The sequence below is a fragment of the Nonomuraea sp. NPDC049624 genome, from assembly GCF_040675255.1.
In the GTDB taxonomy this organism is placed as follows: Bacteria; Actinomycetota; Actinomycetes; order Streptosporangiales; family Streptosporangiaceae; genus Nonomuraea.
On record NZ_JBFAOR010000026.1, the window covers coordinates 41,404 to 64,595 of the forward strand.

Annotated in this window: 23 protein-coding genes; 12 read left to right on the forward strand and 11 right to left on the reverse strand. The window is 69.9% G+C overall.

What is annotated here, in order from left to right; all coding sequences use genetic code 11:
- Window positions 1-979: 979 nt before the first annotated feature.
- Both AB0J76_RS48795 and AB0J76_RS48800 read right to left on the reverse strand, forming a co-directional pair.
- Window positions 980-4,480: a serine/threonine-protein kinase gene (locus AB0J76_RS48795; RefSeq protein ID WP_364394230.1), complete on the reverse strand. Its 3,501-nt coding sequence runs from the start codon at window positions 4,478-4,480 to the stop codon at window positions 980-982.
- Window positions 4,481-5,078: 598 nt separating this feature from the next.
- Complete coding sequence (locus tag AB0J76_RS48800; protein WP_352330068.1) at window positions 5,079-5,684, reverse strand: hypothetical protein; 606 nt, start codon at window positions 5,682-5,684, stop codon at window positions 5,079-5,081.
- Between the two features lie 347 nt (window positions 5,685-6,031).
- On the opposite strand from AB0J76_RS48800, the gene AB0J76_RS48805 reads away from it, so the two are divergent.
- From AB0J76_RS48805 to AB0J76_RS48840, 8 genes are all read left to right on the forward strand, one after another.
- Window positions 6,032-6,379, forward strand: coding sequence for a hypothetical protein (locus AB0J76_RS48805; protein ID WP_352330066.1), 348 nt, complete (start codon window positions 6,032-6,034; stop codon window positions 6,377-6,379).
- Between the two features lie 29 nt (window positions 6,380-6,408).
- Window positions 6,409-6,978 carry a DUF6283 family protein gene (locus AB0J76_RS48810; protein WP_352330064.1) on the forward strand — a complete coding sequence of 190 codons (570 nt, stop codon included), beginning with the start codon at window positions 6,409-6,411 and terminating at the stop codon, window positions 6,976-6,978.
- Window positions 6,975-8,438, forward strand: coding sequence for a tyrosine-type recombinase/integrase (locus AB0J76_RS48815; RefSeq protein WP_364394235.1), 1,464 nt, complete (start codon window positions 6,975-6,977; stop codon window positions 8,436-8,438). Before AB0J76_RS48810 ends, AB0J76_RS48815 begins: the two co-directional genes overlap by 4 nt.
- A 16-nt stretch (window positions 8,439-8,454) precedes the next feature.
- The gene (locus AB0J76_RS48820) at window positions 8,455-8,745 is read left to right on the forward strand and encodes a hypothetical protein (RefSeq protein ID WP_364394238.1); all 291 of its coding nucleotides are present in this window, start codon (window positions 8,455-8,457) and stop codon (window positions 8,743-8,745) included.
- A 64-nt stretch (window positions 8,746-8,809) separates the two neighbouring features.
- Entirely contained in the window at window positions 8,810-9,346 is a 537-nt protein-coding gene (locus AB0J76_RS48825) for a hypothetical protein (protein WP_352325131.1), read from the forward strand.
- Between the two features lie 5 nt (window positions 9,347-9,351).
- Window positions 9,352-9,927, forward strand: a complete 576-nt coding sequence (locus AB0J76_RS48830; protein WP_352325130.1) for a hypothetical protein — start codon at window positions 9,352-9,354, stop codon at window positions 9,925-9,927.
- Window positions 9,924-10,352, forward strand: coding sequence for a hypothetical protein (locus tag AB0J76_RS48835; RefSeq protein ID WP_352325129.1), 429 nt, complete (start codon window positions 9,924-9,926; stop codon window positions 10,350-10,352). The genes AB0J76_RS48830 and AB0J76_RS48835 overlap by 4 nt, the downstream gene beginning before the upstream one ends.
- Before the next feature lie 129 nt (window positions 10,353-10,481).
- Entirely contained in the window at window positions 10,482-11,144 is a 663-nt protein-coding gene (locus AB0J76_RS48840; protein ID WP_352325127.1) for a DUF6283 family protein, read from the forward strand.
- Window positions 11,145-11,439: 295 nt separating this feature from the next.
- Here the strand turns inward: AB0J76_RS48840 and AB0J76_RS48845 are convergent, their stop codons facing one another.
- Window positions 11,440-12,015, reverse strand: coding sequence for a serine hydrolase domain-containing protein (locus AB0J76_RS48845; RefSeq protein WP_352325126.1), 576 nt, complete (start codon window positions 12,013-12,015; stop codon window positions 11,440-11,442).
- Window positions 12,016-12,102: 87 nt separating this feature from the next.
- Between AB0J76_RS48845 and AB0J76_RS48850 the strand changes: the two genes are divergently transcribed.
- Entirely contained in the window at window positions 12,103-12,276 is a 174-nt protein-coding gene (locus tag AB0J76_RS48850; RefSeq protein WP_352325125.1) for a hypothetical protein, read from the forward strand.
- Window positions 12,277-12,677: 401 nt separating this feature from the next.
- Here AB0J76_RS48850 and AB0J76_RS48855 read toward each other — a convergent pair whose 3' ends face one another.
- Window positions 12,678-13,337: a GNAT family N-acetyltransferase gene (locus AB0J76_RS48855; RefSeq protein WP_352325123.1), complete on the reverse strand. Its 660-nt coding sequence runs from the start codon at window positions 13,335-13,337 to the stop codon at window positions 12,678-12,680.
- A 170-nt stretch (window positions 13,338-13,507) separates the two neighbouring features.
- Complete coding sequence (locus tag AB0J76_RS48860; protein WP_364394244.1) at window positions 13,508-14,047, reverse strand: hypothetical protein; 540 nt, start codon at window positions 14,045-14,047, stop codon at window positions 13,508-13,510.
- Between the two features lie 139 nt (window positions 14,048-14,186).
- Between AB0J76_RS48860 and AB0J76_RS48865 the strand changes: the two genes are divergently transcribed.
- Window positions 14,187-14,423 carry a hypothetical protein gene (locus AB0J76_RS48865; protein ID WP_352325121.1) on the forward strand — a complete coding sequence of 79 codons (237 nt, stop codon included), beginning with the start codon at window positions 14,187-14,189 and terminating at the stop codon, window positions 14,421-14,423.
- Window positions 14,424-14,437: 14 nt separating this feature from the next.
- On the opposite strand, the gene AB0J76_RS48870 is transcribed toward AB0J76_RS48865, so the two are convergent.
- The 3 genes from AB0J76_RS48870 to AB0J76_RS48880 form a co-directional block, all read right to left on the reverse strand.
- A complete protein-coding gene (locus AB0J76_RS48870) occupies window positions 14,438-15,517 on the reverse strand; it encodes an SIS domain-containing protein (RefSeq protein WP_352325120.1) in 1,080 nt (359 codons plus the stop codon).
- 62 nt (window positions 15,518-15,579) lie between these two features.
- A complete protein-coding gene (locus AB0J76_RS48875) occupies window positions 15,580-16,461 on the reverse strand; it encodes a BtpA/SgcQ family protein (RefSeq protein WP_352325119.1) in 882 nt (293 codons plus the stop codon).
- 368 nt (window positions 16,462-16,829) lie between these two features.
- On the reverse strand, window positions 16,830-17,723 hold the full coding sequence (locus AB0J76_RS48880) for a serine hydrolase domain-containing protein (RefSeq protein WP_352325117.1): 894 nt from the start codon (window positions 17,721-17,723) through the stop codon (window positions 16,830-16,832).
- Window position 17,724: 1 nt separating this feature from the next.
- On the opposite strand from AB0J76_RS48880, the gene AB0J76_RS48885 reads away from it, so the two are divergent.
- Complete coding sequence (locus AB0J76_RS48885; protein WP_352325116.1) at window positions 17,725-18,066, forward strand: hypothetical protein; 342 nt, start codon at window positions 17,725-17,727, stop codon at window positions 18,064-18,066.
- Here the strand turns inward: AB0J76_RS48885 and AB0J76_RS48890 are convergent.
- Window positions 18,063-18,299, reverse strand: a complete 237-nt coding sequence (locus AB0J76_RS48890) for a hypothetical protein (RefSeq protein ID WP_352325115.1) — start codon at window positions 18,297-18,299, stop codon at window positions 18,063-18,065. The genes AB0J76_RS48885 and AB0J76_RS48890 overlap by 4 nt on opposite strands.
- 241 nt (window positions 18,300-18,540) lie before the next feature.
- On the opposite strand from AB0J76_RS48890, the gene AB0J76_RS48895 reads away from it, so the two are divergent.
- A complete protein-coding gene (locus tag AB0J76_RS48895) occupies window positions 18,541-20,697 on the forward strand; it encodes a hypothetical protein (protein ID WP_352325114.1) in 2,157 nt (718 codons plus the stop codon).
- 833 nt (window positions 20,698-21,530) lie between these two features.
- Here AB0J76_RS48895 and AB0J76_RS48900 read toward each other — a convergent pair.
- Together AB0J76_RS48900 and AB0J76_RS48905 are read right to left on the reverse strand one after the other, a co-directional pair.
- The gene (locus tag AB0J76_RS48900; RefSeq protein ID WP_352325113.1) at window positions 21,531-21,974 is read right to left on the reverse strand and encodes a hypothetical protein; all 444 of its coding nucleotides are present in this window, start codon (window positions 21,972-21,974) and stop codon (window positions 21,531-21,533) included.
- Entirely contained in the window at window positions 21,971-22,459 is a 489-nt protein-coding gene (locus tag AB0J76_RS48905; RefSeq protein ID WP_352325112.1) for a transposase, read from the reverse strand. The genes AB0J76_RS48900 and AB0J76_RS48905 overlap by 4 nt, the downstream gene beginning before the upstream one ends.
- Window positions 22,460-23,192 lie beyond the last annotated feature (733 nt).

Genomic DNA, 23,192 nt, shown 5'->3' on the forward strand with positions numbered 1-23,192 from the left:
GCTGCTGCCGCCGCGCGTTCTTCGGCTGAGCCGGACTCAGGGCACCCTGGCCTCCAGGGACGCGGCGGCCAGGGCCTTGATCTCGGCGCGTCGTCCGCGAGGAGGAACCCCTTGGCGACGGCGTTGTCGGTGGCGGCCTCGAAGGCGGGCAGGTGGCGGTCGCGGCCGTTATCTTGGGTTCTTAGCGTCTCCTCGCAGGTCAGCGCGATATGATCTTGTCAGGTAAGTAAGGCACGTTGACCGGCCCGACGGCATGTTGCATGGAAGGCGTGCCCCGCTATTCGGCGGAGGCCAAGCATTGACGCGGTCGATGGCTGAGGCGTAGAAGCGCACGTGATGAGGGATGGGCTGGGCCGCCATGGCGCAGGTTTCGAGGTCGTCATGGGTGCCCGGGACGGAACCGGGGCGACGAAGACATCGGCCTCGGCATTTGAGCCGTTCCGGGGCCCCCTTGCCGACCAGCTCATCAACCAGCCACGGTACTCGGGCATCACGGCAGGACGACGCCTCGACCTCAGTACCGCTGCGCCGTCAGACGGACCTGGCGTTCCTCATGCAGATTGCGGCCGCCGCTCGTGCCCGGGCGGTCCGGCCTGCGGGCGCGGGCGGCGCGCTGCGCGGATCTTCTCGCCGCGGTCCTCGTGCGGCGGCGTGTACAGCATCCTCAAATACGAGCAGATCACGTCCACGATGGTCTGCCGCGGCGCCGGGGTGTCCTGGGCGAGGCGCGACGGCCAGCAGCAACGTCGCTGCGGCACCGACACCCGCCCCGGCCGCCAGCGCGGTCCGGACGGCCTCGATCCGTGCGCAGACCTGCTCGGCCGAGCCCAGCGGTGTGCCCACGTCGTGCAGCAGCCAGGCGCAGACGCCCCAGACCGCCGCGCCAACCAGCAGTGCTGCGGGAAGCGCCCACCACCACATGAGGTGATCCGGTTCGACCGGCTCGAACGCTCGCACGCCGCCGCGGCATGCTCGGCCGCTACTGAGCGCAGGTCGCGCGAGAGGGGACACCCGTGATGTAACGCGCCCACTGTGCCCTGTCAAGTGGTTGCCCCGCGCGGGCGCACACCGCCTTCGCCACCGCGCCCGGCTCGACGGGCTGCTCACGCACTGTACCCGCGCCGTCCAGCACCAGCACCTTCGAGCCGTCGGCGGTGAAGGCCAGGGCCTGCACGCCGTCCCGGTTGCCGTCGGGCAACTCACCCAGCGGCGCCTTCCGCGCCAGGTCGAACAGCCGTACCCGGCCGTCCCTGGTGCTCGCCGCGACGACGTCCTCGCGGGGCGACCTGACCGCCGCTCCCGCGAGGTTCCCCATGATCGGCTCTCCGGCCGGGCGGCGCGTGGCCACGTCGTAGACGGTCATGCGCCCGCCCAGGTCCACGACGGCGATCGACCTGCCGTCACGGGTGAAGACCGCGGCCGAGAGGGTGACCCCCTGGTCGCTGCCGCCGAACGGCTCGCCCATCGGCTCGCCCGAGGCCACCTCGTAGAGACGCTCGGCGTCGGTGGTCACCGCCAGGGTGCTGCCGTCCGGAGCGAACTCCACGTCATGAACCTGCCGCACCTGCTGCGACCACAGCAGGCGACGGGCCTTCCAGTCCCACATGTCCAGCCTGTACGTGCCGGAGTCTGCTCCGTCCTCCACAGCGGCCAGCCGGGTTCCGTCGGGGCTGAAGACCACATGATCGGTGCCGGTGAACCCGGATGGAGCCAGCCTGGCCAGCTCCCGCCGGGTGCCCGTGTCGAGTACGGAGATCGTCCGGGAGCCGCCGACGGCGGCCAGCCGCCCGTCCTGGCTGAGGGCGAGCGCGTCCGCTGTGTCGTGCTCGGCCCGGCGCTGCAGGGGCGTGCCCGGCGCCCCGCCGGGCGTCGTCAGGTGGATCTCTTCGGAGTCTTCGGTCGCCAGCAGGCGGCCGGAGGTCAGCGCGGTCTCCGACCAGGGCCGTCCCCGGGCGTCCTGTTCCAGGTCGGCGAGGTCCACGGTGACGACCCGGTCCTCGGTCAGGTAGCGCAGCACGCGGCCGTCGAAGGCGACCTGGGGGACGCTCGGGAAGTCCTCCGGCAGGCCCTCCGGCAGCGTCACCTTCGTCAGGAACTGTCCCTCCGGCCGCCATACCTGGATGTCGTCGTGGGTGGCCGTGGCGAGCAGCCGGGCATCGGCACTGAAGGTCACCCTGCCCCGGTTCCAGGCAACCCCGTCCTGCCCGATCGTGCTGAGGACCGAGCCGTCCGCGGGCGAGACGATCCGCAGGCCGTCGCTCACCGCCACCGCGAGCGAGCGGCCGTCCGGGGCGCCGGCGAGCGGCCATTCGCACAGGTCGCACGGGTCGTCCACCGCGCGGGTCGATTGCCTGGAGAGGTCCGGTACGCGCAGCCGGTCGATCCGGGTGGGCGGGATCGAGGGGAAGGAGTAGACGGCCTCGCCCGACGGCGTCATGGAGGCGAGCATGGCGTCGGTCCTGGTACGGAGGTTTCGTTCCAGGTCCCAGAGGTGGTCGTGGTCGTCGATCCGGACCAGCGCGTACCTGTCCACGCTGTCGTACTGCAGATCCAGGACTTCCCCGACCTCATGGTCGAACCGCCATACCGCGATCCGCCGGCCTGTCCGCAGGTCCCACGCCCCGGCCTGCTTGCCGGTCGCCACCAGCAACCGGCGGCCGGTGGGGGAGAGAGCGGCTGCGGCCGGGCGGTCGCGGCCGAGGCCCAGCTTGGCGATCCCACCCGCGGGATTACCCGTGCGCAGGTCCCAGAGCCGTACGGTGTCGCCGCTCACGCTGGCCATCGTCCGGCCGTCCGCGCCGAGCACCCGCAGCGTGCCGGCCGCCGTCGCCGGGTCCTTGAACACCGCCACCTCGCGCTGCGCCAGCGACGTCGTCAGCGCCGCCCTGGTCTGCGGCGTCCGGTCCAGTTGCCAGGCGGCCAGGCTGAGCTGCATGGCCAGGCGCGGATCGCTCTGCCGGTACGTGTCCGCGAGCTGCGCCAGCCGCGCCGCCTCGGCTTCGTCGCGCTGTACGGCGATGCGCCCGGCCCGCTCGTCGGCCAGCCCTCTCTGCTGCACCGCCAGACCACCCGCGACCAGCGCGATCGTCAGCAACCCCGCCAGGCTCAGCGTGACCAGACGGCCGCGCCTGGTCCTGCACCTGGTCAGCGCGGCGGAGGCAGCCAGGAAGTCGCGCTCGGCGGGGGAGAGCGTGATGTTCCTGCGGGCCGTGGCCGCCCACTGGAGCGCGCCCTCCAGAGCGGTGCCCCGGAAGAGGTCGCCGTCCCTGCGGCCCGATCGGTCCCAGCGGCGGGCGGCGGTCAGGATCTCCTGGTGTACGGCCAGTCCGTCCCGGTTGCTCTCCACCCAGCGGCGGTAGCGGGGCCAGGCGCGCGGCAGCGCCGGGCGGGCCAGCCAGATCTCCTCGCCGTCGCGGCCCAGCAGGTATACGAACACCTCAAGGATCCGGGTCACCGAGGAGACCTCGGGCGGGGTCCTGCCCTCCAGCAGCTCGGCCAGCTCGGCCCTGCGCCCCGACAGGTCGCCGCGCTCGCCCACCGTGACCAGCCTCAGGAACACCTCGGGCGCGAGCTCGCGCTCGTCGGCGTCGAGCATGGCGTACGCGTCCTCGGCCAGCGTGCCCAGCGCCGGATCGCCCCTCTCGCCGTTCATCCCGGACGCCGCCCTGCCGCCCTCGGCCAGCAGATCCCGCAGGTCCAGGCCCGCGCCGCCGCTGACCAGGGCGAGCAGCAACTCGCGGGCACGGGGCCGGTGCAGCGGCTCCTTGCTGAGCGCGGCGGCCACCAGCGGGCGCAGCGGGTCCGGCAGCGCGCTCAGGTCCGGAGTGGCGGACAGGACCCGATGCATGACGGCGCCCAGGCTGTCGGCCTCGAACGGGTCAGCGCCGGTCGCCGCGCACAGCATGATCGCGCCCCACGCGAACACGTCGGCCGGCATCCCGGCCCGGTGGCCGGTGAACGCTTCCGGAGCCATGTAGGTCGGCGTGCCCCTCGCCAGCCCCGTGGCGGTCGACGACATGTCGGCCGTCCTGGCGATGCCGAAGTCGATCACACGCGGTCCGTCCGGTCCGAGCATCACGTTGTCAGGCTTGAGATCGCGGTGGACCACCCCGGCGTCGTGGATCGCGGTCAGCGCTGTGGCCATCGCCGTCGCCAGCCGGTGCAGGTCGCCGCCGGAGAAGCGGCGGCCCGCGCTGACAGCGTCCCGCAGGGTCCGGCCTTCGACGTACTCACTGACGATGTACGGCCGGGGCCCGTCGAGCCGGACCTCGATGATCCGCGCCGTGCAGAACGAGGCCACCCGCTGGGCCGCCATGGCCTCCTTGGCGAGCTCGGCGACCTGGCCGCTGTGCAGCACCTTGATCGCGACACGGGTGCCGTCCTCCGCGTAGCCCTCGTAGACCACTCCCTGACCGCCCGCGCCGAGCCGCCCGGCCAGCCAATACGTTCCCAGGTGTTGCGGGTCTCCGTCGATCAACATGTGCACGGCTCGTTGGATGCCGGCACCGCCGGGAAAGTTGCGACGATTGGGCCGGTAGAACAACAATGGCTCTGGCCGGCTTTCGGTGGTGACGTAGTGTGATAGCTCGTGTCGGTCCACGTCCGCCGGCCGTGCTGCGCCAGCGTGACGCCTGTGTGACGCCAAAGATCTTGCGGGGCTCATGTTCCCGCAGTGGCGTGCGCCCTGCCAGGCCCCTCTTGGGGATGCGGGTGTTCCAGTCGCTGACCCAGTCCAGAAGCAGGCCGACGAAGAACTCAAGGCGCACGGCGGGCGCGCCGGGGTCGACCGGCCTGCCGCCCCGGAGCGTGGGCTGATGGAGATAGCGCGGCAGGGAACGCAGGACCATCTCCTCCACCGCCCCGCTCAGCTCTTCGACGGTGCCCTTCAGCCACGGGCTGTAGCCCGGCAGGTCGCCCACCATCACGCCGAAGTGGGCCAGCGACTGCCCCACCGTCCGGGACAGGAAGTCTTTGCCCTGATCCACCCGGATTCCCGCCGGCAACCCGCCGAACGGCCCATACGGCGCTTCACATAAGATCGCGCTTCGCAGCGCTGCCAGCACGCTCTCACGGGACGGTTAGCCGGACGTCACCGCAAGCCCGCAGATCGCACACGTGGCACAGTCGATGAACCAGGTCACCCACGGCTTACACAGCCGCCCCTCCACCTCGACCTCTATCGACAGCTGCTTATGATCGCCCTCCCCCACCCGGTTGCGGTGGCTCTCGTCCTCGTGCCCGGCCCCCTTGGGCCGCTGCAGCCACACATCGAAGGCACGCCGAGCCTGCTCACCCTTGCGGAACCCGGCTCGTATCCCAGCGCCCAGATCGCGATCAGCCGCCCGATACAGCGTTGACAGACCGGGTACCGGGGCGCCGTCCGCCTCTGCGGTCAGTTCCCGATGAAGCCTGGCCACATTGCCGCCCAGCAGGGCCAGCCGCACACGAAGGTCCTCGGTCAACACGAACCGTGGGTGCGGCTTTCGCTCCGTGCGGCCTTCTTCACGTCCGGCGCGGACCCATCGCCATAGTGTCCGCTCGCTGATCCCCATGCAGGAGCTCAGCAGGCGGACGTGCGCGGTGGTGAGCTCCTGACGCTCATCGAGAGCCAGAAGGCGACGCGTGGCGGGACCGCGAAGGTGGTGGAGACTCTCCCCATTCGAGGTGTCGACGGGCTTGCGCATAGCCGCTCCCTCGTACCGGCGGTGAGCACGCGTGCAGACGCGTTACCACACTGGACAGTTCGGTCACATGCGCCAACACCCCGGATGGTAACTCCAGCAATCCAGATGATTCCATACCGTAACGATCGAAGCCAGGAAACTGTGACGGTGAGGAAATGCCCGCCTACCCAGGGTCGCTCGCCTCGCGCTTGGCTGCCCGTTCCTCCATCCCGATGCCAGAATCGACTTCTATGAAGCGCCATCTGGGCTTACTGACAACCCGATGAGAATCGGTACTGGCAGAAAGATGAGAACTCTCACCGCCGGGCTTCCCGCGCGGAGAGGCCCTGATCCTGGAGGAGTCGCGGATGAGCCACCCGGCGGCGGACCGGCGCTACCTGACGTACGGCCTGAACCTGGAGCGACGGAACGTGCGCGAAGCCTTCGCCCAGGAACTGCGCTACGCCGTCGAACGGCTGCGGGTGCTCGACGGCAAGTTCGCCGACGCCGACGCCACGGTGTTCAGCGGCGACACCCGCCGGCTGCTGCACGCCGTCGACGAGCTGCACCGGCGGGCCGCGGAGCTGGACGCCCTCGACCGGCTGGCCGGCCTGATCGAGCAGGCACCGCCCCCGACGGAACCTGTCCTCGCCCGTCCTGACGAGCCGGGGGTGGAGACTCCGCCGACGTCTGCGCCGAACGGCGCGGAAGGCTGAGGGCTGAGCACGTGACGAAGGAAGCGTCCATGGCAGCACATGACCAGGCCCCAGAGCAGGCCAGCGCCACGCGCCGGCCCCCTACCCCACTGGACGGGGCGGTCGAGGGGGCGGGCACGCTGGAGTTCCGCTCGCGGCCGTGCGGGGGCGAGCGGATGTGCCCGTGGAGGCGTGACGCCGATCTGACCGCCTACAACGACGAGGACATCCGGAAGCTGATCCAGGCCGGCGAGGGCGACACCCGGGGCGGTGCCCACAGCCTGGACGAGGCCGAGCTGATGTTCGGCGGCCGCCGGATGGCCTGCCATCTGGACCAGCCGGATGCCGCGCATCCGCTGCGGTTGTGCGCGGGCTGGCTGGCCGTCATCGGCCCGCACCACGTCCGCGCCCGGCTCAGCGTGCTGGTTGGCCAGCTCCCGATCGAGGCGATCCGCCCCGACACCACCACCTGGCCGCCGCTGGTGTGCGACCTGGAGGAACTCCTGGAGCGCCGGGCCGCCCAGCTGGCCGCGCGGGGGCCCGGCCAGGCCACGCCTGGGGAGCCTGATGCCGATGCCGTGGGCGGCCCGGCAGGCCGGACGTCGGGAGCCCGCCCGTGACGGGACAGCAGATGGGCCGCGGACAAGAGGTGCTCGTTCCCACCACGGTGTGGCGTCCCGGTACGAGCACCGTCCCGCCTGCCGCTGCGACGGTCGCGGGCTCCGGCGGGTACGGCGGCGGAGCCATCGGTCCGCTCGGCCGGGCGAGCGGGCCGCCGCTGCCGCCGCCGTCGCCGCTGGTGGCCTCGGTCGGCGACATCGCCGGGCTGCGTCCCCGGCGCCGGCCGCGTGATGGCGGTGAGGTGCCCGGCGCCGACGTCGACCTCATCGACGCGCTGCCCCGCGACGACGACCCGGCGACGCACCAGCTGGCCAGCTGGCCGACGGTGGCGGCCTGGCTGCGCGCGGGCAAGACCGCCGCCACCCGCCGCGACCGGCTGGCCGTGGTGGCCAAGTTCGTCCGGTGGTGGGCCCTGACCGCGCCGGGCGCCGGGCTGTGGCAGGTCACCGAGGACGTCGTGGTCGCCTACCTCGACCAGCTCGGCACCGGCAGCGGCGCCGCCGCCGGACTGAACCGCGGCGGCAAGGCGCTGGCCCCGGCCACGCTGGCCTGGCACCTGTCCAACCTCAAATCGCTGTACGGCTACGCCGCCCGCCGCCAGGTGATCGGCCACAGTCCGGCCCAGTGGGTCGAGGCGCCCGAGGTCGGCAAGGTCGGCACGACCCCCGCCCTCGATCTGACCGAGGGCACCACCTTGTTGCGCGGCGCGCAGGCGATCGCCGCCGAGCATCCGGCCGACGCCGCCGCGGTGGCGTTGCTGACCATCACCGGCATGCGCGCCGGCGAGCTGGAGAGCCTGACGGTCGGTCGGATCGAGCGCTCAGCCGGCCACTGGGTGATCCGCTTCCGGCTCAAGGGCGGCGCCGTCATCGTGGTGCCGCTGCCGGAGGTGGCCATGGCGTTGCTGCGGCCGCTGATGGCCAGCCGCAAGCCGAGCGACCTGCTGCTCCAGCGCGCCGACGGCCGCAGCTTCGACCGGTGGCGGCAGCAGACCGCGCTGCGCCGCGCCGCCCGCGCCGCCGGCCTGGACGTCGCCAAGCTCACCCCGCACATGCTCCGCGCCACCGCCGCCACCCTCCTGCTCGCCATGGGCGTCCCGGTGGAGAAAGTCCAAGCCCTGCTGGGGCACGCCTCCCCCGTCACCACCCAGCGCTACGACCGCGGCGAGACGCAGCTGGACGGGCACGCCGTGCACCGGCTCGCCCAACTGCTCACCCAGCAACTTTCTCCCGGCCTCGACCCGGGTCCTGGCCGGGCCGCCGACGCCCCCTTCGCGAACCCCGACCTCGCGCAGCCGCACGAGCTGCGCAGCAACGACTTCCACTCCCCGGCGGACTCCGCGCAACAGGAACCCGTTCCGGCAGCCCAGGCTGGCGAGCCACCGCCGGTGGCCCCGGTCTCCGTTCCCCCGTTCACTGACACCGCGGCGGCAGCTGCGGCACAATCGCATGTGTCTTGACGAATTGGACGTCCCCGTGCCATACACCGAGAATCCCGGGCCCGACCACTGGTCGCGTGCCCAGCCGAGCGTGGCCGAAGGGTTCTGCCCGGAGTGCCTGCAGCCCCTCACCTCCCGAACCATGACCGTGTCCACGCCGGACGGCCAGCCGCGGCAGATCACGATTCCCGAATGCGTGCACTGCGAGGTGGAATGGATGCCCCGCCACCTGTTCGAGCCGGGAGCCCAGGAATGGGTGCGCTTCCAGCGCATGGACAGCGTCTTGGAGATGGTGCGCGGGCGAGACCAGCCCGATGCCGAAGCCTGAGTTCTCCGCTGGCATCCGCTCGGCACGACACGTCTCCATGGACTCCTGAAGAGAGAAGGCGAACGTGCCTGACACCGATCTCGCACCCTGTCAGGTCTGCGGCGAAGCGCTGGACGCCTGCACCGAGCAGCGACGGCTGACCTTCGAACGGTGCTGCCCCGCGTGCCTGGCCAGGGACACGCACACGGCGGCCGCGCACCAGGCGGGCCACGACGACGGCTCACGGAGCCGTGCCGAAATGGCCCTGATCCGCACGCTGGCCGACATCGACGACGGACATCTGAGCCTGTGGATCCGTGGCTGCTTCTTCGACGAGCACACCGGCCGGCCGCTCGATCCCCCGCAGATCGAGGTCGTGCCGGACCGGCAGCCCTACCACGGGGTTCCCGACCCGGGCGGCGCCTGGTGGAGCACCCTGGTGGACTGGGGCTGGCTGGAGATGCCCGTCCCCGGCACCTACCCCATGCGGTACCGGGTGTCTGAGACCGGGCAGGCCGCCTTGCAGGCCGCCCACCGTGAAGGCATCGTGCGGCAGTGCCCGCCGCACCTTGCCAATGGCGGGGAATCACCAGCCCGTCATTCGGTCCCTCCGGAAGGATGACCGTCGTGACCACCATGCAGGATGCGACGAAGACGCCGCCGCCCAACCAGGTGTGGCGGCATCAAGACGCCGCCATGCAAGCCTCCGGCGTGGACGCCTGCCCTGCGGGGTGGCCACGCCCGCGCGTGCACGGGCTGCCGCTGCCGTGGATCACCCCGGTACTGGACGGCGTGGTGTACTGGACGCAGATTCATGGCGGCCGGTTGCTGCGCTGCCAACAGGATCACCTGTGCCAGGTGTGCGGGGAGCGTCTGCCTGAGCGGATGCTGGTGCTGGCGGATCTGGACGGTGAGCTCGTCACCGATGCCGGGATGCACCGCCGCTGCGCGCTGCTGTCGCTGACCGTGTGCGAAGGACTGTCACCACGCCTGCTGCTGGCCGAGGTGACTCCCGCTGACTTACGTCACAAGGGGCGGCCACTGCCCGATCCGCTTGCCGACCGATGGCTGCGCTGGGACCTGGCCCCGAACGCCGTGGCCGGCGCAGCACGGGTTGGCACCGCCGAGGCCGACCGTCTGCTGATGCTATCGGCCCACCGGCGCTCCCTCGGCCCCGGGCAGAATGAGCAGGAGACCGAATGATCGACCGACACCGCCGCCGGCATCGTCTTCGAGCGGTCCAGGGCCGCCGCATCGTGGATACGCTCGCCGAGCACTTCCCCGACCTGCGCGACGCCCTGAGCGCCGAGGTGGCGGCCGCCAGGATCGCCACCCATCTGGCCGATCCTGCCGCCGGCGAGATTCTCATTCTCGACAGCCCGTGCGTGGCAAACTGGCGGCTCAAGTCCGATGACCGTGGCCGCCTGCGTGTGGCCTGCACCCGCCTGCCGTCGGCCAGCCCCGACCCCTTTCAGGAGCAGGAAGACCTGCAGCGCGAAGGCGACCTCACTGCACTCATCCAGAACCTGGCCGACGACGCGGCCAAGCTGAGCTGGATCGCCCTGGTCCGGCATCTGAGACGCAGGCCGAAGCCGGAACGCTCCCCACGCACCGCACGCGATGTCTGACCAGCCACCCCACTGCACTGAGCATGTGCGGCCCTGCGCCGAGCACCGACGACTCCGTCCTCCCGCCGCGCGCCGTCAGCCCGTGCATGCGCGTTCCCTCCCCGTCCGCCCCTTGCGATTGGCAGCGTCATGACCGACCAGCAGCCGCCGGCCCAGCGCTCGGCCGGCCCCGATTCTCGACTCGGACAGTCCACGCAGCCTGGGCGTCCTGCCCGGCAGGCACAGCCACGCGCGCACGCCGACGCTGCAGCGGACAGGGACAGGACCCGCAGCCGCTTCACAGCATCGGTTGAGCAAACCCGGCAGGCCAACGCGGCCTCGCTCGTGCCCCTGACAGAGCTGTTCCGGACAGGCTCCATCGACGGCGATGACCGCGCGGCTGCTGACCCGCCGGCTCCTGATCGTCTCGGCGCCGATCCTGCGAAGGTGGACCCGCTCAAGCACCGTCACGCTCCCTGCGGCCCGTGCCCCTTCCGGCGCGACGCACCGCCCGGCGCCTTCACGCCGGAGCAGTTCGACGCCATGCGCGTCACCTGCCGCTCCGAGCATGGACACGCCGCACTGGACGCCCCGCTGTTCGGCTGCCACCCGGGCGAGCCGGCCACTGGTGATGATCTGACCTGTGCCGGGTGGCTGGCGGTTGAGGGCCGCAACAGTCTGCAGGTCGGTCTGGCGATCGCTTTCGACCGCCTGCCCGACACCGTGTTGGATCCCCGCCCCGGCTGGCCTGCTCTGTACAGCTCGTTCGAGGAGATGGTCGAGGCCAACCGGCGTGCGGCCAAGGACGGGTGAGCCAACGGCGCCGCATCGCCGAGGTTGAACGCAAAGGATGGCTCGGTGAGATCGAAGAGCCACGTCAGCGATTAGTCCCACGGTGTTCGTCACACTGGCCGACCGTGAGCGCGAGCTCGACGATCTGAGCACCGGCCCTGTCCAGCGCCACCCACACCGCCGAACGGCGACCACAGGACCTCGAGCGCAGAGAGTTAGCCAAAGACATGCTGGCGGAAGGTGTCACGGATGGCCATGAGCGGGTCGCGATCGCGTGTGAAGTAGAGCTTGTTGGTGAGCAGGACTGCCCATCGATTCAGTCTTGGTGACACCCACATGGCCGTTCCGGTGAATCCGTAGTGGACGTGGACGTCGTCCTGCGGGCTGGTGCCAGGCGCGCGGCGAGGTGCTCGGCGAGGAACCCAAGGATCAAGGCAGCGCGGTCGGTGTACTCGACGGCCTGGCCGGGTGGGCGGTGCAGCTCCGCGTGGAGGACACCTTCGCGGATGACCTGGGGGTCGGTGCCGTAGGCCCGCAGGTTGGCCCGCAGCGGGACGCCGGCGGTGTGGGTGAGGAGCTGGCGGGCGGTGACCTGGCCGAGCGGATATCCGGCGGCCTCAGGCCAAAAGGTGGCCACAGGGTCATCCAGCGAGAGTTGCTGATCGTGCCACAGGGTGCCGATGACCGCCCATACGGCAAGGATCTTGGTGAGGCTGGCGACATCGAAAACCGTGTCGAGGCGCATCGCCGCCTGGCCCGGGGCCATCGCTCCGTGGGCGCCGCTGTCGAGTACGGTGTCTGCGTCGCCGATCGCCCAGACCGCGCCGGGGTACACCTGCTCTCGGACCCCGGTTTCAAGGAGACGGATGATCGATTCATGGGTGTCTGCCATGGTTGATTCCCTGGTCTGGGCGAGTGCGTTCTGATCAGCGTAGTGAGCAGCCTGGGGGCCGCAGGCGTACCGGGAGCGTGTCAGGCGATGTCGTTGTTGGGCTTGGCCAGCGCGGCTGCGGTGGCTGACAGCGGCATGGACGAACTGGACGTCATCGACCTCTGCGGGCGGCTGTCGGCCCACTGCCTGCTCACGCTGACCGGTGACACCGTCCTGATTGATCCCCTCCTGCGCACTGTCCTCGCACAAGCGTCGTCATGACGGGGGCACGAAGGAGAGCCGAGACGCTCTGGTCACGGCAGGCACCCCGCCCTGACCAGACACTCCGCTGGCCCGTGGCCACTCCATGCCAGTTGCCAGCCGTGCCCGCCGGAGGATCTCTGCACCTGCTCGCCCGGGATGGCGCCGACGCGGCGATGGTGATCAAGGCCAACTGGGGCGGCGCCTGCAGTCTGGCCAAGACCGAGCAGATGACCGGCAGCGGGGGGGGCATGTTCGATTTGGGGCCGTCACCGCCACGTCGACAGTGCCAGCGGTGCGCGGGTGTCAGGGCGTTGCGATGGACTGGTCAGCCAGGCAGTTGCCATCGGTGGAAGATCCGCTCGTCCGCTCCGGGGACCGCCTTGACTCCAATGCCGTAGACGCGCCACAGGTCGATGGGTTCACCGGGTTGCTGGATCTCGAATCCGCAGCGGCGGTAGAAGGCGTCCAGGCCAGGGGTGGGGGGGCATCGCCCCGTACAACAGCACGTACCCGCAGTGGGAGTAGATCTGCTTGCAGCGTTTCAGCAAAGCAGCGCCGACGCCTTGGCCGCGGGCGTGCTCGGCGACCGCGATGGCCTTGATCTTCGTCAAGACCACGGCGCCCAGCATGATGATCTGCTGTCCGCTCTGCTCCGACGGAGAGATGCGGCCGCTGCCGATGAGCTCGGTGATGAGGTTGCCGGGCGGATAGGCGATCAGGGTGCCGACGATTCCCCGATCGCGGTGGTCGGCTACCAGCACCAACGAGGCGTGCAGATAGGCGCTCATCATGTCGCCGGTGATGAATTCCGTCCCCATGTGCCGGTGAAAGCCGGGTTGTCCCTGGCTGATGCCCGTCCGCAAGCCGATGCCGCTGGAACCGTCGCGAATCGCCTTGACCAGGGCGTCGTCAAGGTCTACCCCGGCCAGCGGGACAAGCTCAGCGATGGCGGGCAGGTCGTCTGGAACGGCTTGCCGTACCCGGGTCCGCGCAGGGCCGGCCCATCCCTTGATGAGCGCACGTTCGGTCAATTGGGTACCGGCCGGTGCTGCCCGTCGTGGGCGCTTGTCTTTGCTCATAGACACACGATCCTTCCGATCGGCGAAGGCGTACAGTTCGCTGGCCGCGCTCAACCCTCGGAGTCTCATTGACGATCTCGGGAGGCGCCATCGCATGCGCGGCGCAGGCGGGCCGCCCAGAGCTCTCGGCCACCGCGGTCAAGGTCTGCCGAGGGTGCTACTCCTGCGGCTCAGCCAGCCGTTCCGGTGCTCACCCCTTGTTGCCCATAGGCTTCGTTCGGAGGTCGCGATGGCGGCTCGGGCGGTGGCGGGGTCGGGCGAGGCTTGCTCATGCGGAGGAAGCCATGCCTCTCCAGAACCCTGACCAGGGCCTTCCCGTCCTCGGTGAGGCAGAAGCCGACTCCTGCGCAGGTCGGGCAGGTGGCGCTCTCGTAGTGCTCACGTGGCCGTTGAGCGTCGTGGTCGGCCAATGCCTGTTCGGCTGCCGCCACCTCGGCCGGGACCTGCTCCGGAGGAGGTGTCGGCCCGGCGCCGTGGATCCCGACGACGTTCTCCAAGCCCGTCACCCACTGGCGGAGCGGCAAGCCCGCTTTCTCCCGCTCCTCACGCGCGCGGGCCACCAGAATCTGCCATGTCTGCTTCCAGCGGATCCACGCCATTGGCTCGCGCCGCCCCGACCCGCCGCAGTCGCCGCACGAGGTCTCGATCTCCTGCAGCAACCGCCCCACGGTCGACCCTAAGTGCTCATTCGGTTGCGATGAGTCGCTCATAGAGGATGACCGTATGCCGCACACCCCTGCGCGTCCAGAGGCCCGGCACACCACCATCACCGGCGCGCCAGGCAACAGGCGGGAATCGGCATGGAGAACGGGGGTCAAGGACGGCGAACGCGGCAGAGCATGGCGCCCCATGGGCGGGAACGGCACCTACCTCACGTCGCGCGCCGTGAACTCGATCGTGCCCGTCAACAGCCCACCGCCCCGCATCTACTCCGCCACATGCTCAGGCCTTACTGCCAGCCCGAACGGGGACCTCATCATCGTGTTGCCGGACGCGATCATCGTGCTGGACGGGGCCACCTCCGTCGAGCTCGCCCCGGCAGCGGCGGCTGGTATGCCGGCCCGGCGCCTCACCGTGATGGCATGACTCGGGGTCGACCGTCAGGGCTGGTTGGTGGAGAACGGTACCCGCCCCAGCCGGCGTGTGACCTCCCCCGCCAGGTAGCTGGCCGCCACCTGCGCCAGCAGCGGCGAGAACTCCTCACGCACCCCGCCGTCTACCGGCAGCAGGGTCCCGGCGGCCGCCGCGAGGTCGGTGTCGCCGTCCTGGCCGATAGCGATCACGGTGCGGCCGAGTGCGCGGGCCCGCCGCGCCACGGCCACAGCGCGCCGCCGGGTACGGCCCGCCGCCGCGAACACTAAGGTCGGCATGTCCAGCGGGCGGGCCAGCACCTCGACATGTTCCCACTCCTCGAGGTCCTGCGCCGCGGCGAGCACCCCAGCTGCCTCGACGAGTTTGGCGGCGGCGAACTGGGCACTGCCGTATCCGGGACCGCTGCCCAGTGCCAGCATCACCGGTGCGCCGGCCACCTGATCGACCACCCGGGCGCAGTTGTGCCGTACCAGGTCGGTGGTCGCCGCCACGGCGTCGGCCACCGCTGCGAGCTCGGCACCCACGGTGTCGGCTGCGCTGTCGGCGAGGTGACCTCGGGCTCGGCCGATCTCGATCGCGACCACGTACAGGGTCAGGAGGCTGGCCTGGAAGGTGCGGATCCCAGGGCATGGCAGCAATCCGGTCAAGGGAAGCACCAGCGCGTGCTGCGCGGCCCGCGCCACGGCGCTGTCCGGGGTCGAGGTGACGGCCAGTGTCCACACGCCGTGCTGCGCGGCGCGCGTGAGCACGTCGACAACCCGGGCGTTGCCACCCGACGCCGAGACGCCCACCACCAGCGTGTGCACTCCCGCTCGGCGCTCCCACGGGGTGCCGTACTCCAGCAGGCGCAGCGTGCTCACAGGTTCGCACGCCACCCCGCCCAAGGTATGGAAGGCCATCTCAGTGGCCAGCGCCGCGTGCAGAGAGTCGCCGTTACCGGTCACGACCACCCGCGTCAGGCCGCCCCAGCTCGGCCCTCTCGCCCGTCGCCGTGCGGCGTCCGCGACCACGGGGTAGCAGGCGCGCAGGTCCTGGCTCAGCGCGGCGACCTGGCGGGGTATCTCTGCCAGCGTGTAGCGAGAGGTCACCGTTATGCTGCCTTCCCTTGGTGGCCGACGGTCACCGTGGCCAGGGCCGCTTTCCGTCCTGGTCATCCCACATACCGCTGGGCGGAGCGCACGATGTCCACATACGACGCCACCTTGTCCTTGTCGATCATGCCGCCCCAGCCTCCGCTCTCCAGGCAGGTTCCGACGAACGCCGCGTCCGCGCCGTCGGCCGAGCCGAGGAGGCGGGCGGCGTTGTCGTGGTGGGTGTGCCCGGCCAGGACGACCGGAAGCCGCGGGCACGCCGCACGGACTGCGGCGATCATGCCCATGGTGATGTCGTCGTCGCGGTGGCACAGGGAGACCGCGTCCGCGCCTGCCTGCCGGGCCGTCGCGGCGACCTCGGCCACCGTCTTGCCGCCGCCGAACCAGGAGAAGTGCATCGACGCGACTTCGGCGATCAGTGCGATCCCTTGCGCGCCGATCTTGTTCCGGTAATCCGCCACCGCGAGCGGGTCGCCCTGCACCAGGCCGCCCGCCGTCATGGTCGCCCCGACCAGCGCGCCTACCCGGGTGAAGTGCCCGCCCGCGACCTGCGTCACCGCCAGCGACGCCTGCACGGCGTTGCGCATCAGCTGGGCCCCGACCTGGAATCCCGGCCCGGCCGTCTCCACCACCGCCCGGGTGATGAGAGCCATGGCCGCGATCCGCGCCGGATCGGAGTCTGTCCCTGCGGCATACACCCGGTCCACCGTCTGAATCAGGCATCCGTCCGCGCCGCCTTCCACGAGCGCACGCGCGGAGACGACGGCGCGCTCCACGATCGGCTCGACACCGCCCCCGTCATAGAAGGGGGTACCGGGCAGCGGCGGCAGATGAATCATGCCCAGCACCAGCTTGCCGCGTCCTAACCACGACACTCCGTCCGAACCCGGCATGGCCACCGCTTCCGCTTCGGGACCGCCTGCGAAGGCGGTCGACGCCAAGGTCTCCGGCCCCTCTCACCATGACACCGTTCCAGCCGATCGCCCACCCCTGTACCGCATCGGCCGGGCACGGCGTTCCGCCTCCTGCTGGGCCAGCTGCAGATCAAGGCTGCCATGCCCGTGACACTCCAGTGGCCTGCTTCCTTGCCCCGCGCCCCCCGGGCGCGATGGTCATCTTGGGTTCGTAGCCTTTCCTACAGCTCAGAGCGGTGTGATCTTGCCAGGCACGTAAGGCAAGTAGCTGCTGCGGCTGCTGGCGAGTACACCATAGAGACGTCCAGCAGCTGGCTCGCGACGCGAGGCGAAACGTCGAACAGCGAGCCCACAGAGAGGGAGATCGATCTGCCGACGACGCGAGAGTCGGTGATCTAGTCCATCGAATTGGAGAGGCCGCGGCTGGTCATCTCGTCGAGAAGGCTGTTGAGGAGGGCTACTCGGTGTTCGGTGTGGTCGGCGATCGCGATGAGGACCATGCTCAGGTCCAGATCGGGTACTCGGGCATGGAGGGCACGCAGGCCTAGCCAACCTCCTCCGTGGCGATAGACGCGATAGCCAGCGTGCGATCGGACACCGATGCCCCAGGCGTAATCGATGGGTGTTCCGTCATCCAGGTGTCCCGGGGTCTGGATGAGCGCCGAGATGCCGAGTTCGCCGGCGTTGAGGGCCTGGCCCCATCGCAGCAGATCGGTTGCGGTGCTCCACACCCCTCCATCGCCGACGGACAGCGGAGCGGGATGAGAGGAGACGAGCGGGGCCGCGCCGGGCGGTGCAGGATCGGGCCCCGTCCAGTAACGGGTATTGACCATCGCCAGCGGCGCGAAGAGCTGACTTCGGGCAAAGTCGGGCAGCGGCTGGCCGAGCGCTCGTTCCACCGCGGCGGCAAGGCAGACGTAGCCGGCGTTGGAGTAGGCGTGCGCAGCGCCCGGCTCACGATCCAACACCGGAAATCGGGCAAGAGCCTGGATGACGCCCTCTGTTGTTCGGTCGGCGTCCCGACCCATGAGAGCTTCGATTTTGGCGTCGGCCGGCATACCTGCCGTGTGATGGACGAGATGGCGAAGTCGGACAGCGTCGGCCCACGCGGGTAGCTGGGGTAGCCAGCGTGACAAGGCCGACTCCATGTCCAGCTCACCCTGTTGGGCGAGCTGCGCCGCGCAGGCAGCGGTCATCTGCTTCGACAATGACGCCATGTAGGCGAGCGTGGTCGCGCCCAGCGGCCCACCATTGAGTGTCAACCCCTGGGCCAGCAGAACGGGAACCACCGTGCTGGATGCCGACCACGATCGGCTCATCACGGCGGTAGCCAGCTTCGTCGACAAGGGCGGCCATTCGTTGTTGCAGCTGAGACACGGTCTGATCGTGTCAGACCAGAAGGCCCAGGGGTTCGGGCGCCTCCCAGGCCGTCAGCTGCCGCTCAGGATCGGCTTCCTGCTGCGCGAACTGGTTGATCAGGTCGGCGAGGGTTCGCCGGTCGTGCTCGGACAGGTCCTGCAGGAGACGGCCACCGGCCCGATCACCTGCATCGTGGCCGCGGGCGTGATGGCGTCGTCGCTGAGGTCCAGCCTGATGACGACCTCGGTGAAGGCTTTGGCGAGGGTGCGTTAGAGCGGGGTCATGGTGGGCTCCGGGGCTTGTTGTTGGGCATGCGGCGTGTCCGGGGGACCATCTGCCACGGCCCCGGTGGCGGTCCTGGTCAGCGCTCCCGGCTCGGTGAGCCGGGCTTCGAGGTCGGCGATCATCTGGGTGAGCAGGCTGCTGTTCTCACGCCGGACCGCCTCTTCGCCGACCGTGTCGAGGCCGGCGACCTGCGTGATGCACTCGTCGGCGGCCTGGGCCATGGTGGCGAACTCCTGGCGGGCGATCGAGTGGGGGCGCGCCGGCGCCTGTCGGACCTGGGGCAGCGTTCGGTGACCGGGCGTGTGGTTCTGTCGCCCGCCGCTGACGCCTGTGTTGTGGAGGCATCCTTGGTCGTCTCGCCCGCCTGTACAGGCCGCCGTCCTGCCCCTGGCCGGGTTCCGGCATGATCGCCGCGGGAGAAAGCAGCGGTGGACCAGTACGCTTCACCACTATGGTGCCGATGTGGAGGATCTGGAAAAGCTCGTCATCTCCCGCCGTCTGCGAGTTCCCATCGGCAGCGTGCCCGCCGGCTCCGGGCAGGCCCCGCAGCAGTGGGGACAGGTCGCCGCGCGTCAGCTCGACGTCGCGCTGCTGAGTGTCGGCTTCACCTGCTCGGCGCCGTTGCTGGAACGCCTGTCGGAGCTGCGCGGTGAAACCGTCGTCGATCTCGGCGTCCGGATCCTGGCAGCCGTGCGCACGCTGGTCGGCGACCATGTCGAGCACAACGCCTACTTCCTCGACTTCCCCAAGAACGTGCCGGACACGCTGGAGTTCTGGGCCGCTCTGCTGCGCGAGGCCATGCTGGACCCCGCCGCCGTGGAACGGCTCCGGCAGTCGTCGAGACCGTCCGCACTGAACCTGCTGGCGCTGCCCGGCTATGGCCGCTACCAGCACACCTACGCCGACCTGCTGGCCGCGCACGCCGAGCTGATCCCGCTGGCCGGCGACCGGGTGACCGTCCTGGACCTTGGCGGCAGCCTTGAGTCGGAGACGCGCGAGCTCTACTTGTCGCTGGCGGGCTCGACGGTGCCGCTGCCGGCCGAGGACCTGGCCGCGCTGCGCATCCTGGCTGCCTCCTGCGCCGCCGTACCTGACACCATCCCGGTACGCGAGAACCGTGCCGTCATCAACGAGGCCCGCCTGGCAGGCGGCCGTCCGTTGCTCGTCGACACGGTCACCGACGTGCTCAGACTCGCCTGCGCCGCCTCCGGCGGCGACGTCACGCTGGCCGCCCCGACCAGGTTCCGCTCCTTCCGCCGGGCCGAGCGCCGCGCCCTGCTGCAGGCCCTGGACGCGGTCGCCTCCCCCGCCAAGCTCGGCGACGTGCCTTCCCACCGGGAGCAGTGGAAGCGGCTCGGCGAACGGCTGCACCCCCACGAATACCCGCAGTTCCCGCACGCCGCGCACGTCTTTGAAGCCGCGCGAGGCGCACGCCGCGTGAGCAGTCTCGGCAGCCGGGTGGAGGCGGCCCTGGCGCAGGGACGTACCGGCGAGGCCGTCGACCTGCTCCAGAACGCGCCGGGCGCGCTGCTGCGCCGCCTGGACCACCTGCTGCGCACCGGCACCGCGGCGACCGCACCGGCATCCGTGCTGGAACCCGTGCTGGAAGCTGCCGAGAAGGCCGCGGCGAGCGCGTCGGGGCGAGTCCTGCTGTCGCTGCGCGAGCACTTGACCAACCGGCTCATCCCCGCGCCCGGTCGCGTGTTCGTCAACCGGAACGGCCGGGCCTGGGCGACCGGCGACCAGCGGCCACCGCTGGCAGGCGACGTCGTGACGCGGGCCGCGGCCATCCTGGACGCGGAGATCATCCGCCGGCTGCCGGCCCCCGGCCGGCTGATCGTCGACCCCGAGATGCTCGACGTCGCCCTGCCGTTGTCCGCCAAGGCCGTCACTCCTGGGCTCGGCATGCTGCCGCGCGGCTCGCTCACCCGCGTGGACGGTGAACTGCTGCGCTTCTTCGTCCACTGGCGGCAGGCCGAGCGGCGTACCGACTACGACCTGTCCGCGTTGATGCTGGACGCCGCCTACGGCGCGCCCGAGCACATCTCGTGGACGAACTACGGCAACGACTTCGCCCAATACTCCGGCGACCTCACCCAGGCTCCCGACGGGGCGAGCGAGTTCATCAACATCCGTCTCGCCCAGGCGACCAAGCCGATCATCATCCCGCAGGTCAACATCTTCGCCGGCGAGGCCTTCGACGAGGCCGCGGAGGCGTTCTTCGGCTACATGACCAGGGCCGCCGACCAGCAGGGCCTGCCGTTCGAGCCGCGCACGGTACGGATGAAGTCCGACTTGCGCGGCGTGGGCCGCGTCGCGTTGCCGCTGGCCTTCCTGCGTGGTGACGACGGCGGCTGGCGGGTGAAGTGGCTGCATCTCTACCTGAAGGGCCAGCCGGGGTTCAACCAGGTGGAGGGCAATCGGGTGACCACCGCTCTGCTGGTGCGCTCCATCGTGGAACGCGACCACCTGCGCGTACGCCACCTGGTCGACCTGCTGCGGGCCAAGCCTCAGACGGGGGATCACACCACCTACATCGGGCTGCATGCGCCGGCCGCTCTGCCGCCCGGTGCCCGGGTGTACACACCGGCGACTCTGCACGAGCTGATCCCCGGCTGATAGGGTGATGATCGCGAGGCCATGGAAGGGCTTCCTTCTCACTTCGAAAAGTTCTCTAGCCTTTCCGCTTTCCTCGTAATACAAGGTGCGAGGCCATCCGAGGGCTTCCTTCTCACTGGGACCAGTGTGGGCCCCGCAGGGGCCAGCTGGCTGATCTAGCCCTCGGGCCTTCCTCACGCCCCCGACGCTTTCGGCGCCGGTGCCAACGCCTTCGCCTTGGCGGCTGGGCAACACGTCGGGCTAGCCCGCGAGCTGTTGCCGCGCCCGTGGCCTGGAGACGCGGCTACGGAAAGCTGTCGGCCGCGCTCGCCACGACATGGAGGACGTGGTCGCGCCGATACCGGTCCGCACCCGAGCAGGCGCAGCTCGGCGGGTCGAAACTGCGAGGTGCTGAGGACCGGTTTCGCACCGTCCGGCCTCCGTGCCGCCTCATCCTGAGCGTCCTAGATACCGCCATCGAATTGCTCGGACATCACCCCGCCCCCCTCGTACGTCGCCCCCTTTCGGGGCTGGCGCCCACTTGCTGCATGACTGAGAGTCACCCAAGATGCCTTTCGCCAACGGCGTGGCTCCGCCTTTCACCGAAGGGCGCACAGCGCGATCGCTTCTTTCTGTCACCCTGCTCAGCGATTCAGATCCATGGTCCTGTCCTCCAGGTCAGCTTGCCGGACTGGAGTGGGGTGCTCCTTGTGGGAGGAGGCGTAAATCCACGAAGTGGCCGCATGTGGATCAGACGCCGTGTTGATGACTTCTCAGAGTACGTTTCGCGAGCTGATCCCCCTTTTGTCGGTGGAGTTGGCTTAGGTTGGCAGGTCCGAGGTTGGTCGTTCGAGCTATGGGCGCGGTTGGGTGAACAATCCCGGTTCGGTCTCGACGAGGATGCCGCGGCCGGCCAGACGTTTGAGCTTGGCGCGGAGGTTCTGGATGTCGTTGCGCGTCAGGGGCAGGTCCAGGGCCATGGCCACGTCACGGGCACGCAGGGAGCCGCCGGCTTCGCCGAAGACGGTGAGGATCTGCTGGTAGGCAGGGTGAGCGGGGACCGCTGGCGGCGCAAACGGTTCGGCCTGGGCGAGGTCCTCCTCGGCCAGGGAGATGAGGGTCTTGCGGGTGATCCGCAGGTGCTCGACCTGCTCGCTGAGTTCGCCCAGGCGCGCGCTGAGAGTGTCGATCTCCGCCTGGGTCTGCTCGATCTGGCAGGTCAGCCAGTGCTCGCGGGCGTCGATCCGATCCAGCAGCCAGCTGCCGGGGTCGGCCGGTTGCCCGTCGGGCCTGGTCATGTCCACCGCTCAGGCCGGGCCGTGCCGCGGGTCAGACGGCGGGACATCACATCCGTCATCGCCCAATACACCCGTGATTCGGAGCTGGCCGGCAGGTGCTCGTAGTCGCGGACCAGACGGCGGTGGGACATCAAGATGCCGTACGTCTGCTCGACGACCCATCGTTTGGGCTGGGGGACGAACCCCTTGCCGGCGGGGTTACGCTCGACGATCTCCACGTTGATGGTCTTGTCGGTGCCGTCGTCGCGCCACTTGGAGAAGTAGTAGTACGTCGCGCTCTTGGGCGGCAGGTCATGCGGGAGGTAGTCCCATTGCACGCCGGTCCGCCCCTGGTAGCGGATGGCGTTGACGATCTCGCGTAACTCGTAACCGCCCTCGTGGCCGCTGACGGATGGGTGCGCGGCCTTCCACGCCGTGAGCACCGGCTCGATCAACGCCCACTGCGCGTCGGATAAGTCGCTCGGGTACGGCTTGTGCTCAGTCACTCAGCCATCACAGCACGACCGGACCCGCCAACCGGCGGTAACACTACAAATCCCTACGATCACACTGCGGCATCACGGAGATAGGCTCGCAAACTGCACTCTGAGGTGAATGCCTACGTTCGCGAGTTGATGTCCCTTTGATCACTGGTCCGCATGAGGCGGGCTGGCCAAAGGGGGCGCCTCCGGTTATGGACGCAGCTGAGCCGAACAAGCCCTGCTCGATCTCTACGAGGATGCCCAGGCTGACCAGACGTTGAGCTTGGCGCAGGTGTTCTCGATGTTGTTTCGCACCAAGGGAGGGTCCAGAGCGGCTCAGAGATCTCGCGCTCGTGTGGGCTGGCCGGTGTCGGTTATGAAGGCGAGAATCTGCTGGTGGGCGGGGTGGTCAGGGATCGCGGGAGCGGGTGGCGGCGTTGGTGGGGGATCGGGCTCGGCGGCGAGGACGAGCAGGGTCTTGCGGGTGATCGTAGGTGATCGAGGTCTGGTCGAGTTCCCCGCAGACGGCCGGTCAGTTCCTCGATCCGGGCCTGGGTCTGCTCGATCTGGCTGGTCAGCGCATTCTCCCGGGCGTCGATGCGGTCCGATAGCCACATGCCGGGGTCCGGAGTGCTCACGTGGCCTGCCTCGGAAAGCGCACTGAAGAGTTGAGCGAGAGTGAAATCGGCTCATGCCGGGCATTGCAGTCATACGTCATACGTCCTATCCTTCAGTCGCGCCGACCAGATCCGTTCGC